General features: G+C 59.6%; 8 protein-coding genes. 2 read left to right on the top strand and 6 right to left on the bottom strand.

Annotated elements, in window-relative coordinates:
• Positions 1-27: 27 nt before the first annotated feature.
• Entirely contained in the window at positions 28-2,076 is a 2,049-nt protein-coding gene (locus ACSQ3Z_RS24050) for a family 16 glycosylhydrolase (protein WP_436173738.1), read from the top strand.
• A gap of 151 nt (positions 2,077-2,227) precedes the next feature.
• On the opposite strand, the gene ACSQ3Z_RS24055 is transcribed toward ACSQ3Z_RS24050, so the two are convergent.
• From ACSQ3Z_RS24055 to ACSQ3Z_RS24065, 3 genes are all read right to left on the bottom strand, one after another.
• Positions 2,228-3,835 carry a heparin lyase I family protein gene (locus ACSQ3Z_RS24055; RefSeq protein WP_436173739.1) on the bottom strand — a complete coding sequence of 536 codons (1,608 nt, stop codon included), beginning with the start codon at positions 3,833-3,835 and terminating at the stop codon, positions 2,228-2,230.
• A gap of 254 nt (positions 3,836-4,089) precedes the next feature.
• Complete coding sequence (locus ACSQ3Z_RS24060) at positions 4,090-4,875, bottom strand: hypothetical protein (RefSeq protein WP_436173740.1); 786 nt, start codon at positions 4,873-4,875, stop codon at positions 4,090-4,092.
• A gap of 12 nt (positions 4,876-4,887) precedes the next feature.
• On the bottom strand, positions 4,888-6,954 hold the full coding sequence (locus ACSQ3Z_RS24065) for a CHASE2 domain-containing protein (protein ID WP_436173741.1): 2,067 nt from the start codon (positions 6,952-6,954) through the stop codon (positions 4,888-4,890).
• Between the two features lie 102 nt (positions 6,955-7,056).
• Here ACSQ3Z_RS24065 and ACSQ3Z_RS24070 point away from each other — a divergent pair, with 102 nt between their 5' ends.
• Positions 7,057-8,706 carry a caspase family protein gene (locus ACSQ3Z_RS24070; protein WP_436173742.1) on the top strand — a complete coding sequence of 550 codons (1,650 nt, stop codon included), beginning with the start codon at positions 7,057-7,059 and terminating at the stop codon, positions 8,704-8,706.
• A 379-nt stretch (positions 8,707-9,085) separates the two neighbouring features.
• Here the strand turns inward: ACSQ3Z_RS24070 and ACSQ3Z_RS24075 are convergent, their stop codons facing one another.
• From ACSQ3Z_RS24075 to ACSQ3Z_RS24085, 3 genes are all read right to left on the bottom strand, one after another.
• Entirely contained in the window at positions 9,086-9,490 is a 405-nt protein-coding gene (locus ACSQ3Z_RS24075; protein WP_436173743.1) for an MAPEG family protein, read from the bottom strand.
• A gap of 45 nt (positions 9,491-9,535) precedes the next feature.
• Entirely contained in the window at positions 9,536-10,501 is a 966-nt protein-coding gene (locus tag ACSQ3Z_RS24080; RefSeq protein ID WP_436173744.1) for an IS481 family transposase, read from the bottom strand.
• A 410-nt stretch (positions 10,502-10,911) separates the two neighbouring features.
• Entirely contained in the window at positions 10,912-12,657 is a 1,746-nt protein-coding gene (locus ACSQ3Z_RS24085) for an adenylate/guanylate cyclase domain-containing protein (protein ID WP_436173745.1), read from the bottom strand.
• Between the last annotated feature and the right edge of the window lie 499 nt (positions 12,658-13,156).

Genomic DNA, 13,156 nt, shown 5'->3' on the forward strand with positions numbered 1-13,156 from the left:
AATGTTGCGAGAACGAGGACCCCATCAATGGCTGCGATTGCTCTTCCTGGCGATTGGACCGGACAGTACAAAGGATCGGAGCTGAACCTCTCCGGTTTCAACCTCTCCTTTTCCGACGAGTTCAATACGATGGATGTCGTGCCGAACAACGGCACCGGCAAGTGGTTCGCGCCGGTACACGCCCCCTATGGGGCCGCCACGTTCATGTCGCCGGTGGGAGCAACGAACCCATTCTCCGTCTCTGACGGGCAACTGACCATTACCATGAAGCAGGTGAACGGCGTCTGGCAGTCGGGAACGATGCAAACGGTCAACAGCGCCGGCCAGGGTTTCGCGCAAGAGTACGGGTACTTCGAGATGCGCGCCGCCTTTCACGGCGGGGCGGGAGCCTGGCCAGCTTTCTGGATGCTGTCGCCCGATCAGACTGTGCCCCGCGTCGAGGTCGACATCGTTGAAGCGTATGGGGGCGATCCCGATGGTCATCACCAGGCGGTGCACTTGAGCAATGAGGAAGGCCACGCTTCGAAAGGCAACTATACGGGCCTTGCCGGTTCGATGTTCGACGGGGCGTTTCACACCTACGGCGCGAGGATAACGACGGACTGGATCACCGTGTACTATGACGGCAAGGAGCTGAACCGCTTTCCAATGAGCGAGTTCTTCCGCACGCCGCTCTATATGGTGGCCTCGCTTGCCATGAATCCCCTTGAGGTCGAGCGGGCGTCCGGCACGTACAACATGGTCGTCGACTACGTGCGCGCCTATGCGGCGCCAGACGTGATGGAGCAGCACCTGACCGGGACGGATGCGGCGGATATCCTCAACGGCGGCAATTTTGATGACGTTCTGGACGGCGGAGGTGGTGCTGACAAAATGTCCGGCGGCTTGGGGAACGATACCTACCGCGTCGACGACGCATTCGACGTAGTCATTGAGGCTCGCGGCGCCGGAATCGATCTGGTCTTCAGCCCGATGTCGTATTCGCTGTCCGGCAAGCAAATAGAGCAGCTCACGCTCACCGGCGTTGCCGACATCGACGCGATGGGTAACGAACTCGACAACACGCTGGTCGGCAACGCCGGCAGGAACCTGCTCTCCGGCTCGTCCGGCGACGACGCCCTGCAGGGCGGCGCCGGAGCCGATCGGCTCGACGGCGGGGTCGGAATCGACAAGATGGAGGGCGGCGCAGGCAACGATACCTACTGTGTTGACAATGCGCTCGACCGCGTGGTCGAGGCCGACGCGGCGGGCAACGACCGGGTATTCAGCTCGATCACCTATTCACTGCCCCGCCATGTCGAAAACATGACTCTCATGGGCGTCGCCAACATCAACGCCCAAGGCAATTCTTCCGACAACGAGCTGACCGGGAACAATGGGAACAACCGGTTATATAGCTATGATGGCGCGGACCGGCTCGATGGCGGGACCGGGGCCGACCTGTTGAATGGCGGTGCCGGCAACGATACCTATTATGTGGACAATGTGCTGGACAACGTCATCGACGAAGCGGGCCTCGACCAGATTTTCAGCTTGGTCACGTACTCACTGGCGGCCGATGGCCGGCTGGTAGAAAATCTGCGTCTGACCGGAAACGCCAACGTCGGAGCCACGGGAAATTCCCTCGACAACGTGCTCGACGGCAACGACAGCGACAATAAACTGGACGGCGGCCGAGGCAATGATTCCGTGCTTGGGCGGGGTGGCAACGATGCACTAACCGGCGGCCTGGACATTGACCGGCTTACTGGTGGCGCCGGCAACGATTCCTTCGTTTTCAGCGCGCCGCTCTCAGTGGCCAACCGCGACATTATCACGGATTTCAACCATTCGGCCGACTCAATCAGGCTCCAAAATGCGTATATGCAGGCGCTTGGAGCCACCACCGGGGCCCTCGACCCAGACTACTTCTTCGCTGGAACCAGCGCCCACGACGCCGACGACCACATCATCTATAACAAGGTTACGGGTGAGTTGTTTTACGATTCCAACGGAATTGCAGCAGGTGGCGTGACACAGCTCGCGACGCTGACGAACAGGCCGACGCTGCTCGCCGACGATTTTTTCGTGATCTGATCCGGCATCTGCGAATGATCGACTTTTGACCTCCCTCTGTCTTATGATTTGCGAGGATCGACCTGACTTCGCGAGAGTTTCTCGACCAATTCGGAGGGGAAGAGTCTTGGCGATGATCTTTCTCTTCGGATAGTGGAGTTTTTTGCGAAGGCTATCGGCCCGCGATCTTCAGTTCGCCGGTGGCGACCCTGCCGACAAGATTGCGCATCACGTCGAACGTCAGAAGGTTGACACTGCCATCGGTAACCATGCCTACCGCAACGTCCGAGAAGTGCTCGGCGACGAAGCGCACAACCGCAGCTTCCTTCTTGGGTAGCGCCGCGATCAGGCATGAAGCGTTATCGACAATCCAGGTGTCGCCGGACTTGTCAAACCTGAAGGCGACATGATCGGTGCCGTCGGGATACTTAATACTGCCAATGGCGCAAGAAGCGATCTTGGCGGCTGATTTCGTGGGAGCGTTCAGGAACATCTCAAGTCTATCGATGTGCCCAGGGACATAGGAATGAACTACGACAGCCAGGGAGAAGCTCGGCGTTCCGCTGGATTTGTCGATCTTGACGTCAAGGTCTGTGACATAGGTCGAGTCGCTGCCTCCTTTTTGCGTCTGTCCCTCGTACGCGTGTACCTTGAACACGGGCACCAGCAGACCGGACGGTGCCGCGGCATCGTTCGGCACGTTCGAGACGGCCGCCACCTGGGGTGACGGCTCGATGAATGTTCCCCTCTGCAACCCAGCGGCTGTCGGGTCCGAGTAGAGCGCGAGGAAAGACCGAACCGTCGCAACGCTAAGGTCCCGAGGTGCGGCGTCCGCCGGCAATGTGCGGCAACTCAGCGCCATTTCGCGGGTGCGCCCGCTGGGACGCCCGTCCGGCTTGCCGACGTTACAGCCCAAAGCATTGAGGATCACCTGGAGCGATTTGAGCGCGACGGCGTCTCCTTGAGTATAGAGGCCATCGCGACTTTCGGCCCGTCTGACCGCCGCGAAGTATAGCGACGCGTCTCTGATCCGAGCGACCGCTTGGGTACAACAAAGATAGATGCCGAACTTGGCGTAATTGGTGCTCTCAAGTCCGGGGGTGAAGGTCGGTCCACGCCACTCGGTCACTAGTTTGCCGTCGAGATACACCTTAACCTGACCGGAGCTGTCCTTCGCCCATTTAATAAATAGCTCGAAGCGGCTCCACTTGCCGACGAGGTTCTTGAAATCGGCGACTTTGAGACGCGGACCGGGCGTGCAGCTGTAGTTTCCGAGCGCGTTACTGAATGCAAGGTAGAGAGAGTCATCTTTGCCCGCGAAATTTGCGAGTGAAACATGCTGGCATTGTTTGTTATGAAAGTAGAATGACTGCATGTAACCGTCAGCTTGCTTTTTGCCGTACGGGAAGTCGTCTGGTAAGTAGACAGCGAACCCATACCAGTTTTGTTTCGGCTGCCCATTGCCGTTCTTTTTGGTTACAAAGACGTTTTCACGAACTTGCGACCGTACCGACTGCTCATCGCAGTCGTTAGCTGGAGCATGCGGTTCATAGCGCTGTGGATTGCAATAGCCTGAGGGGATCCGAAATGAATAAATCTTGGAGGTCGGCGCCTCGCCGGTCGGGTCATCGATGATCGCAACGGACTTGGGAGCACTCAACTCGTCAATTACGAGAGGATCGAAGCCGGTTTCTTCGGCGGCCTTCAGCTGGCCCGTGGCACAACTCACGACCGCAGTCACAGCCAAGGCCACAATAACGTTGAAACGCGGATGGAGCATCGCACCTTCCTCTCGATTTTCCAGCGAGTCCGGGATTCAATCAGACACTGGCCGATGACACCTTTCGTTCGCCCGATACTGTGCTCTTGTGCAGAAATCGACAAGCTCGGATCATCGTCAGCGCACTGACAGCCCACCCAAACCCACGGCCATGCAGTTTTCCTGATGCCTGGCGATGGCGACTGTGAGAATGGCGCCGCTATGTCATTGGCCAGTCGCTCTGGCATTCGCGGCGTTGGCTCCTGGCCAATAACCTATTGCTGTTTTGTCACAAGTTGACGCACCAAGGCCAATGCTTGGCGTTCGCAACCGCTGCTCACCATCCATCCAAGAACTTCCAGCGGATTTTCAAGAACAGCGTTCTTTGGAAACGTCTTGATTTCGATCGACACCGATGTCTTGTTGGTCTCGACGACAACAGATTTCACCTCGGGAGGAATAGGGTCTGGAAGAGAGTAAGTGAGCTTGCCGGCGCTCCAGACTATGCCGTTGAACGGCTCACCGTCGCCGATGCGAATCGAGAAGACCGCGCTCTGACCTATGCCCTCGCGCGCCAGAACCATTTCACCATCGCGGATGCAGCCAGGGGCGGATTCTTCGATGGACACTGCCCAGGGGTCGTCGAGTCCGCTCGGCGTGGAATAGTCGGTAGTGGTGCGCGAACCGCCGATAGACTCCGTTCTCTTGCGCTCATTCGCCAAGAGGCCGGCTATCAGGTCAAGTTTTGAAGGCCCTTCCTGCGCGTTGGTAGCACCCTGTAAACTGCCGGACGTCAATGCATCCTCAGTGACCACGAAGGAACCTGGACCCGAAATCGGGTTCACGCTGCCGTCTTCACCGAGCAAAGTGACGACCGTACCGGCTGGCACGTTGATGACGTCGCTTGGCATAAAAAGCTTGCCTGGCGGCAGTTCATCTACCACCGGCTGAGCCGACAGGACCACGTACTGGCTGCCGGCCACCGCGCGTTGCGCCGTCACAAGAACGGCCGCGGCGAGGGTCAGAGAGGCGATTTGCGAGATCGGACGCATGAGGCTCATGTCATGATGGCCCTATTTGTCGGCAAGATGAATGTCTGCTCGGAAGCGTCCGCTTGCAAGACGACTATGGTGAAAAGCGATCAGAGCGTCTTGCGGGTAGTTTGTGACCAACAGCTCAAATGCCGCCGTCGCGAGCTTATCGTCGGTTGCAAGCAGGGCGTACGCCTTTGCATATTCCTCGCAAAGTATCGTATTTTCTGACGTACGGCTCATTGCCTCGAAAGCCTCGATGCCTTGGTTCTTGCCCTTAAGGTGCAGAACTCCCGCAGGGCGCAGCAAAAAGCGCGTTGCTTGTTTCGCGACTTCCGAACTTATGCAATTTTTCGTGCCGATGTACTTGTTTGCGCCCTCCAATCGGGCCGCGGTGTTTACCGTGTCGCCAATAGCTGTGTAGTTGAAGAACCGATTTCCCCCGAAGTTGCCGACGATTGCCGGCCCGCCATGAATACCTATGCGGGTGGTGCCGAATGAATGGCCTCGTCCCGCCGATCTTTCTCGCAGCCGCTGTGCCAGGTCCTGCACAGCCAGTGCCAGGGACACCGCCCGCTCCGCCTGGTCATTTTGCGCTGCCGGAGCCCCGAAGAAGCCGACCACCGCATCGCCGATGACCTTGTCGATGGTTGCACCATGCTCGATGAACAACTCGCAGATCCCGTCCAGATATTCGTTCAACACGTCTGCGAGCACCTCTGGCGCGAGTTTCTCGCTGAGTGACGTAAATCCCTCGACATCCGTGAATACACAGGTGACCTCACGCCTCTCGCCACCGAGATGGAGAGCGTCGGGCTCCTTGACGATCGCTGCAACGACGGCCGGACTGACATACTTCGAGAACGCGTTTTGAATGAAGTGGCGAGCCTTCGCATCCCGTCTCCAAGCCAGGAAGCCAAAGAATGCCGACAGACCGAGCACAAGCAATGCAGGGGCGACCATCGGAACGAGTATTGCGAACCTCGCGAAGGCCCACGCCTCACCGATCCACACCAGCAGCACGGCACCGGCGACCGCGACAGGTTTGAAGACCACCGGGTTCGGCCGCGAAACGACCCACAAACAGAACAGCCCGACAAGAAGCATTGGCGCGTAACCCGCTGCAGGCCAAGGGATCGTTATTCTGTCCCCGGACAAGAGTCTGGCTAACGAGTGGGCGTGGATGGCGACGCCAGGGAGAACACCGATTTCCGCGCCGCTCAACAACGCGAACGGTGTCGGATGATGGTCTATTTGCTGTAGGTCCATGCCGATAAGAACATATTTCCCCTCGAACCAGCTGAGCGGTGCCAGCGGAACGGCCTGTGCCGGATAGGTTGGAAAGTTGAAGGGCAAGCTGTTCGCCGTGCGATAATAGACCATTTCCTCCGGCCAGTGGCCGCGACTAATGCCGGTTGATGCTGCGATCGCAGCAGCAAAGCTTTGCGTCCAGCCCCCGTCCGCTTCTCGACCGGGAAAAGCTCCACGGACCACGCCGTCGAGATTGTCATGCGACAATGCGGCAAGGCCCCGCTTTGCCGACGGAGCGAACGCGTTGAGATAGTCGGATTGCCTTTGGGTAAGGCCGTCAGTGCGCGACGCCGAGGCAATCACCACAGGCACACTGGCGGTTTCGATGACAGTTTCGAGGCGGGCATCCTTTTCCGGCTCCGTCGCCTGGTCGAACAGCAGGTCGATGCCGATGGCAAGAGGGCGGGCCGACTCGATCCGAGCCACGATGTCGGCCAAGAAGGCACGGTCCAGTGGTGAGCGGTATGGAAAATTGGCTAGGGTCTGTTCCGTTATTGAGACCACAACGATGTTGGGTGGAGCATGGGTGAACGGCGAGATCGAGACCATCATCACGTCGCGCAGGATATTCTCCAACGGCGGTGACACGAGAGCAGTCGAGAGGCCCAGCAGGCCCAGATAGGCGAGCGATGCGGCGATGCCACCTCGCTGCAGGCTGACGATCCGGCCAAGTGTCCGCACGCCCAAATAGACCCCTAAGCCAGTAGAAGCGCTTCGCTGCCAGCATACCCGTTCAGGCGCATCAAGCAAATTGTCGCCCGGGGAATCACGGCCCAGCAGCGAAACGGTGTCGCCCAACAATCATCTCGGAGCCGCAGACCACTCGTCCGCAGCCCGGGGGCATAGCTCTTTTCGGTTGCATTAGCCTCTGCTATAGTTCCCAGGGGAGCCGTTTCTGCCATGCGCAGCGCTTTCATTCTCTTGGTTTTGTTGTTTGCCGCTGTTTCGGGACGGGCAGTCGCCGAGAAACGCGTGGCGTTGGTTATTGGCAATTCGGCCTACCAGCATGCCGTCCAACTCGCCAATCCGAAGAACGATTCGTCCGACATGAATGCCAAGCTTGAAAGCCTCGGCTTCGAGGTTGTCAGCGGCCAGGACCTCGACCTCGCGGGAATGCGTCGCACGGTGCGCGAGTTCTTGGAAAAGCTCGACGGTGCCGATATGGCGCTGTTCTTCTATGCCGGGCACGGCCTGCAGGTGAATGGCAACAACTACATGGTACCGGTCGATGCCCAGTTGTCCAGCTACAATGACCTCGACTTCGAGGCCCTTCCGATGGACCTCGTACTTTCAGCGATGGAGCGCAGCACCAAGGTCAACCTCATCTTCCTAGATGCCTGCCGGGACAATCCGTTCGCCGAGAAGCTTTCCCGCTCGATGGGGACGCGCTCCGGTTCCGTGAGTCGGGGTCTGGCCAAGCTTGGCAGCGGAGTCGGCTCGCTCATAGCATTCGCAACGCAACCGGGTAATGTCGCCATGGACGGAGCAGGGCGGAATTCTCCATTCACGACTGCACTGGTCGCTCACCTCGGTACGCCGGGGCAGGATATCACGCGCGACCTCATCGATGTGCGCCGCGATGTGCTGGCTGCCACGGAGGGCAAGCAAGTGCCGTGGGAGAACTCTTCGCTCACGGGCGAGGTTGTGTTGAAGCCTCTCGCAACGCAACCGAAGGCGATATCTGCCCCCACTCCACAGTCGACGTCGCCGGACAATGCAATCGAACTTGCATATTGGGCGACTATCAAGGACTCGACCGACAAGAGCTTCTTCGAGGCGTATTTGCAGCAATTTCCGGGTGGCGCTTTTGCGGCCCTTGCGAGGTTGAAGATCGACGCGATCGACAAGCGCATCGAAACGGAACGGCAGGTGACGCACCTGCCGGAGACGGAGGGCGCCACTAAGGCAACCGACGATGCCAAGGGGACGGAAGTCGCAAGCCTTGAACACCCCGACCCGCTGGCGCAGTCATTGGCACCTACCACAGACCACAGCGAACTTGCGCGCGCCACTCAAACGGAACTCTCCCGCATAGGATGCCTTGGAGGCCAGGCTGACGGAAAATGGGGGGCCGCCAGCCGCAAAGCGCTTCAGGAATATGCGGGGCGGCAAGGTGTCAAGCTTGCATCGCTGGAACCGACAGCGGGACTTCTGGAAAGACTAAGGGCGGTCGGAACTCGTATCTGCCCGCTTACTTGTGAAGACGGAATGAAGGTGCAGGGCAACCATTGTGTGCCTCAGACGAGTGGGCTAAGCGCCTTTAATGGCACATGGAAATTGGTCAGACGAGCCACAACGAACTGCGGCGATTGGCGAGAACTCTCAACATTCGTCGTCATAAATGACGGCAGAATATCGTCTAGCTCTGGATTTACAGGAAGTATTTCTAGCAGTGGCGCCGTCAATATGAAACAGCCCTTTGTTTATAAAGGAAGAACAGGCGGGAACACCCTGAATGGTGTCATAAAGGGTAACAACGGAACCGGCAAATTTAGAGGGACCGGAGCTGGCAGCGGGTGTTCAGGAAAAATTATCATGGAGAGAATGTAGAAATAGAGAAGGTCGGTTCTGGGTTCGTGTCCCTCTACCACCTTCAAAGTCCAAACAATTCTCCGGACCCCTCATGGCTTCTCGGAAGCCCAGAGTTTGTGAGATGTGCGGCCAAAGGCCGGGGAGAGCGGAAACAACATTCCCGCCCAAACTGCTCTCCGAATGTCATCATTCTCCGAAGCTGGGGAGCAGCTCCAAAAATCCCCAGGTTCTGACAACAGCAATACCAATGCCTTAGCGCCGGCCTTGCTACGGGCGGTTTTGCGGTTCACTCGCCTGCCAAAAGGGACAATCTTTCGGCTCGCGACCCGGAGCGGGGTTTGGCAAGGCTCCCGGAATCGAGGTGGTCCGCTTTCATGTTCTGGGGTTCCGCCACTCTTCAGATCAACAGCACCCAGCACCAATACGCACCAATCACCATTTGCACGGCGAACGCGGTGAACCTGAGACTGACCGCGAGTTGGTTTGTCGAGACGAGGTGGATCACCGACTGCACTATCCGTGCGCCTAAAAGCGTGTAGGCCAGGGGATCCGTGACATCTGTCTTTGAAATAATGATCGCGACTCCGAGCAGACCTCCGAAGATTGGAAGCCCTTCTATGCAGTTGGCGTGGGCACGGGCCAACCTCTGCATGAAGGGGGAGAGCGTTGCGTTATCTGGCGTAAAGCCGTTTGCCGTGATTTGTCCAGAGATCACCAAGTACGTCCGGATGACTTCCATCACGATCAGCAGGCCCAGTGCCCACGAGATGAATCCAGTCAATGCAAAAGCACTCGCCGACATGTGCCGTCCCCGTTGCTAGCACTCTCGCTCGTTGTAACCGATCAACTAGGTGTTCAGTCCCGAGGTCAAGTGGATTGGATCGAGTCTAAACCGGTCTGGCTGTTTGGCCCATGCCGTGCAGATGGCTTCGTAAGGTGTGAGGCCGTGAAGGGTCTTGAGGCGCCTGGCGAAGTTGTATCCGTCGAGGAAGGCAGCTAGGTGATTTTCGAGTTGGCGGTGGGTATCGTAGTGATACCGCCGGACGGTTGCCTCCTTCAGCGTTCGGTTCATCCGTTCGACCTGACCGTTGGTCCATGGGTGGTTGGGCTTGGTAAGACGGTGTTCGATGCCATGCCCCCAGCAGGCCCGGTCGAATGGATGGCCGCGCCAGCGCGCGGTAGGGCCATCCCGGTTCTTGGGCAGGTCAGCGAACTGGATGCCGTTGTCGGTGAGCACGGTGTGGATTTTGTAAGGGACTGCTTCGACCAATTCGTCGAGGAAAGCTCTGGCGGTGACAGTGGTCGCCTTCTGCATCAGCCGAGCGAATGCAAACTTCGAGGTCCGGTCCACCGCCACGAATAGGTAGAGCTTACCCTCTTCGGTTCGGACCTCGGCGATGTCGATGTGGAAATAGCCGATCGGGTAGCGCTTGAAGGGCTGTTTGGCTGGCTTGTCGCCGGCGACCTCGGGCAGGCGGCTGATCCCGTGGCGCTGAAAGCAACGGTGCAAGGACGACCGCGTCAAGTGCGGGATCGTCGCTTGCAGCGCATAGAGACAGTCATCCAGAGGCAGCAGCGTGTGCTTGCGGAAAGCGACGGCCATTGCCTCTTCCTCAGCCGTCAGAACGGTGGAGCGTACAGCCTTCGGGCCCATCGGCGCGTCGTGGACGAAGGTCCGCTTGCGCCACTTGGCGACGGTCTTCTGATTTAGGCCGTGCTGCGTGGCGAGTTCCTTGAGCGGAGCCTTCGATCGCTGTATCGCTGCTCGGATGGCGTACGTGGTCGTGGCGCTGCCGTGGAGTATCTGTCCCATAGCTGATCCCTCAATGAAGGATCAGCTTGACTGATTCCCCCACACTCTGGGACTAGACACCTAGTCCAACGCTATTCGAAGAGGACGGGCGGCCTTTGGTGGCGGAAAACGGACTGGCGGGTTCTGATCTCCCGATCTAGCAGAGCAGACATTCATTTCCGCACACCCATTGTCGTGACCTGACCCAACGGCGACATTTGTCTGGACCGTCGGTAGGTCTCGTCAGGATGGAAACCGGAAGTTCGACGCGAACCCAACAGAGAGCTCGCCGGCTGTTCACGGCTGCTCTACGCGCTCAGTCCTCGGACAAGCCGGTCAGAGAACTATCCTTCCAGAAGCAACGTGGGATCAAGGGACGTCGCCTGGCCGGACGTGACGCGCAGGAGACGACATCTTTGCAACCGCGACGATCACTCCGGCACGCCGGAGATGCCCAGCGCCTCGACGTAACGCTCGGCGAACACCTTGTCCAGCCACGGGTTGATCTGTCTTTGCAGGGTGAGCGTGAAGGTCGGGAACGCCTCCATCAGCCGCCGCGCCGCCGCCTGCGCCTCGTCCAGCCGGTTGAGTTCGACCAGCGCCATGATCACCACCCGGTGCGAGGAGCCGTAGTTCGGCATCTCGTGCAGCGCGCGTTCTCCCCATGCCAGCGCTTCCTCGTAGCGCTCGAGCATCAGGTAGCTCATCCCGATGCCGGAGAGCGCGATGCCCTTCTCGGGGTCGACCGGGCTCAGCCGCATTGCCCTGTGAAAGTGCTCGATCGCGACGAGCGGGCGGCTGGAATGTGCGTTCACCCAGCCGCTGCCCGTATGGCCCTGCGCCGAATTGGGGTTGAGTAGCAGGGATCGTTCGATTGTGCCCAGCGCCATCTCGTAGTCCTTCGCGCTGTAGGCGATCACCTGCGCGGCGAAGCGTAGGCTCGTGGGGTCGTCGCGCGCTTCCGCGAGTACCTCGCGCGCCATGCGCGCGGCGACTCGGATATCGTCGGGCTCGTGCCAGCACTGGCTTACGGATAGGCTGCGGATATAGGCGCCGAGCGCCTTCGCCAAGTTGAAGCCAGGGTCGATGCTGAGCGCCTCGTTGGTGAGCCGGCGCACGTCGGCAAAGCCTTCGCGCGTCATGCTGTAGAAGCGCGGCAGCGCGCGAAGATAAAGGTCGTAGGCGCTGATGTAGTCGGTCGGCTTCATGCGCGCCTGCTTGATCTCCTCCAGCCGGATGCTCGGTTCGACAGCGCCGACGACGCTCTCGGTCACCTTGTCCTGCAGGTCGAAGATGTCGCTCACGTCGCCCTCGAAACGGTTGGCCCAGACATGGTGTCCGCTGATCGCGTCCACCAACTGCCCACTGATGCGCACCCGCGATCCTGCTCTGCGGATGCTGCCTTCGAGCACGTAGCGGACGCCCAACTCGCGCCCGACCTGGCGCAGGTCCACCGCCCGGCCCTTGTAGGTGAAGGACGAGTTGCGGGCGATCACGAAGAAGGAGTTCACCCGGCTCAATCCCGTGATGATGTCCTCCACCAGCCCGTCGGCGAAATATTCCTGGTCGGGGTCGCCGCTCATGTTGGTGAAAGGCAGAACCGCGATCGAGGGTTTCTCGGGCAGGGGAGGCGGTGCAGCCACCGAGGCGCTGGCGTCGGTCTCGACGCGGTAGGCGCGCACAGGCCGCTCGATGTTCTTGAGGCGCAGGTCGCCGAGCGGCGTGAAGCCGCAGTCGAGCTTGCCCTGAAGGTGGTCGTAGGCGGTGCCCGAGACGACCACGGTGCCGGGATCGGCGATGCTTTCGAGGCGGGCGGCGATGTTGACCCCGTCGCCGTAGAGGTCGCCGTCCTCCTCGCAGACCACGTCGCCGAGATTGACGCCGATGCGGAAGCGAATCCGCTTTTCCTCGGGCGTCGCCGCCTCGTGTACCGCCAGGGCCTGCTGGATCGCCATCGCCGAGGTCACCGCGTTAACGACGCTCGCGAACTCGCACAGCATGCCGTCGCCGGTGAGCTTGACGATCCGACCCTGGTGCTCGGAGACCAGCGGTTCGAGGAGGTCCTTGCGGTAGATCTTCAGCCGCTCGAGCGTGCCGCGCTCGTCGCGCTCCGTCAGGCGCGAATAGCCGACCACGTCGCAAGCCAGGATCGCTGCGAGGTGGCGCTGCGTGGTCATTGCACCGCCGCCCCGCGTCCATGTCCTGCCAACTTCCAGACGCCCCACGTGCATGGTATCCATCTCTCCCAGTCGCCGCCCGTCGCCGATACAACGGAGAACGCAGCTTGACCTTGCCTTCACGAGATTTCGCTATCCCGCTTGCGAGGCGTGGAGCGTTCCAGTCGCCTCGCTAACGGCCAACCAATGACACGCCCACGCAGCCTTTGGGGACGCTGACACGCCACTCCCAGAAGGCCGGAGATATTTCCTCCCCTGTGTAACCGGTTGACGCCACCGTGGCGGTGCCTTTGTCACCGCGATGTAACAGTGAGATGCCCTATGTACGGGCGCATCGGGCACCACACCAGACGTTCGCGCTTAGAGGTGCTGAGGTCGGCAAGTGGCGCATCGGCGGACTTCCGAATCCGGTTGTCGAATGTCTGCTATTGAGCAAGGCTTAATACAGTCTCTACGGCGTCCATGCGGCGCTAAGTTGCCCGTTCCGGCGGCCGGCTCA

This window comes from Mesorhizobium sp. LjNodule214 (assembly GCF_964252735.1).
Taxonomy (GTDB): Bacteria; Pseudomonadota; Alphaproteobacteria; order Rhizobiales; family Rhizobiaceae; genus Mesorhizobium.

Excerpts from the sequence above, each read along its gene's own strand:
- ACSQ3Z_RS24050 (WP_436173738.1), top strand. The coding sequence starts at position 28 with ATGGCTGCGATTGCTCTTCCTGGCGATTGGACCGGACAGTACAAAGGA.
- ACSQ3Z_RS24055 (WP_436173739.1), bottom strand. The coding sequence starts at position 3,835 with ATGCTCCATCCGCGTTTCAACGTTATTGTGGCCTTGGCTGTGACTGCG.
- ACSQ3Z_RS24060 (WP_436173740.1), bottom strand. The coding sequence starts at position 4,875 with ATGAGCCTCATGCGTCCGATCTCGCAAATCGCCTCTCTGACCCTCGCC.
- ACSQ3Z_RS24070 (WP_436173742.1), top strand. The coding sequence starts at position 7,057 with ATGCGCAGCGCTTTCATTCTCTTGGTTTTGTTGTTTGCCGCTGTTTCG.
- ACSQ3Z_RS24075 (WP_436173743.1), bottom strand. The coding sequence starts at position 9,490 with ATGTCGGCGAGTGCTTTTGCATTGACTGGATTCATCTCGTGGGCACTG.
- ACSQ3Z_RS24080 (WP_436173744.1), bottom strand. The coding sequence starts at position 10,501 with ATGGGACAGATACTCCACGGCAGCGCCACGACCACGTACGCCATCCGA.
- ACSQ3Z_RS24085 (WP_436173745.1), bottom strand. The coding sequence starts at position 12,657 with ATGACCACGCAGCGCCACCTCGCAGCGATCCTGGCTTGCGACGTGGTC.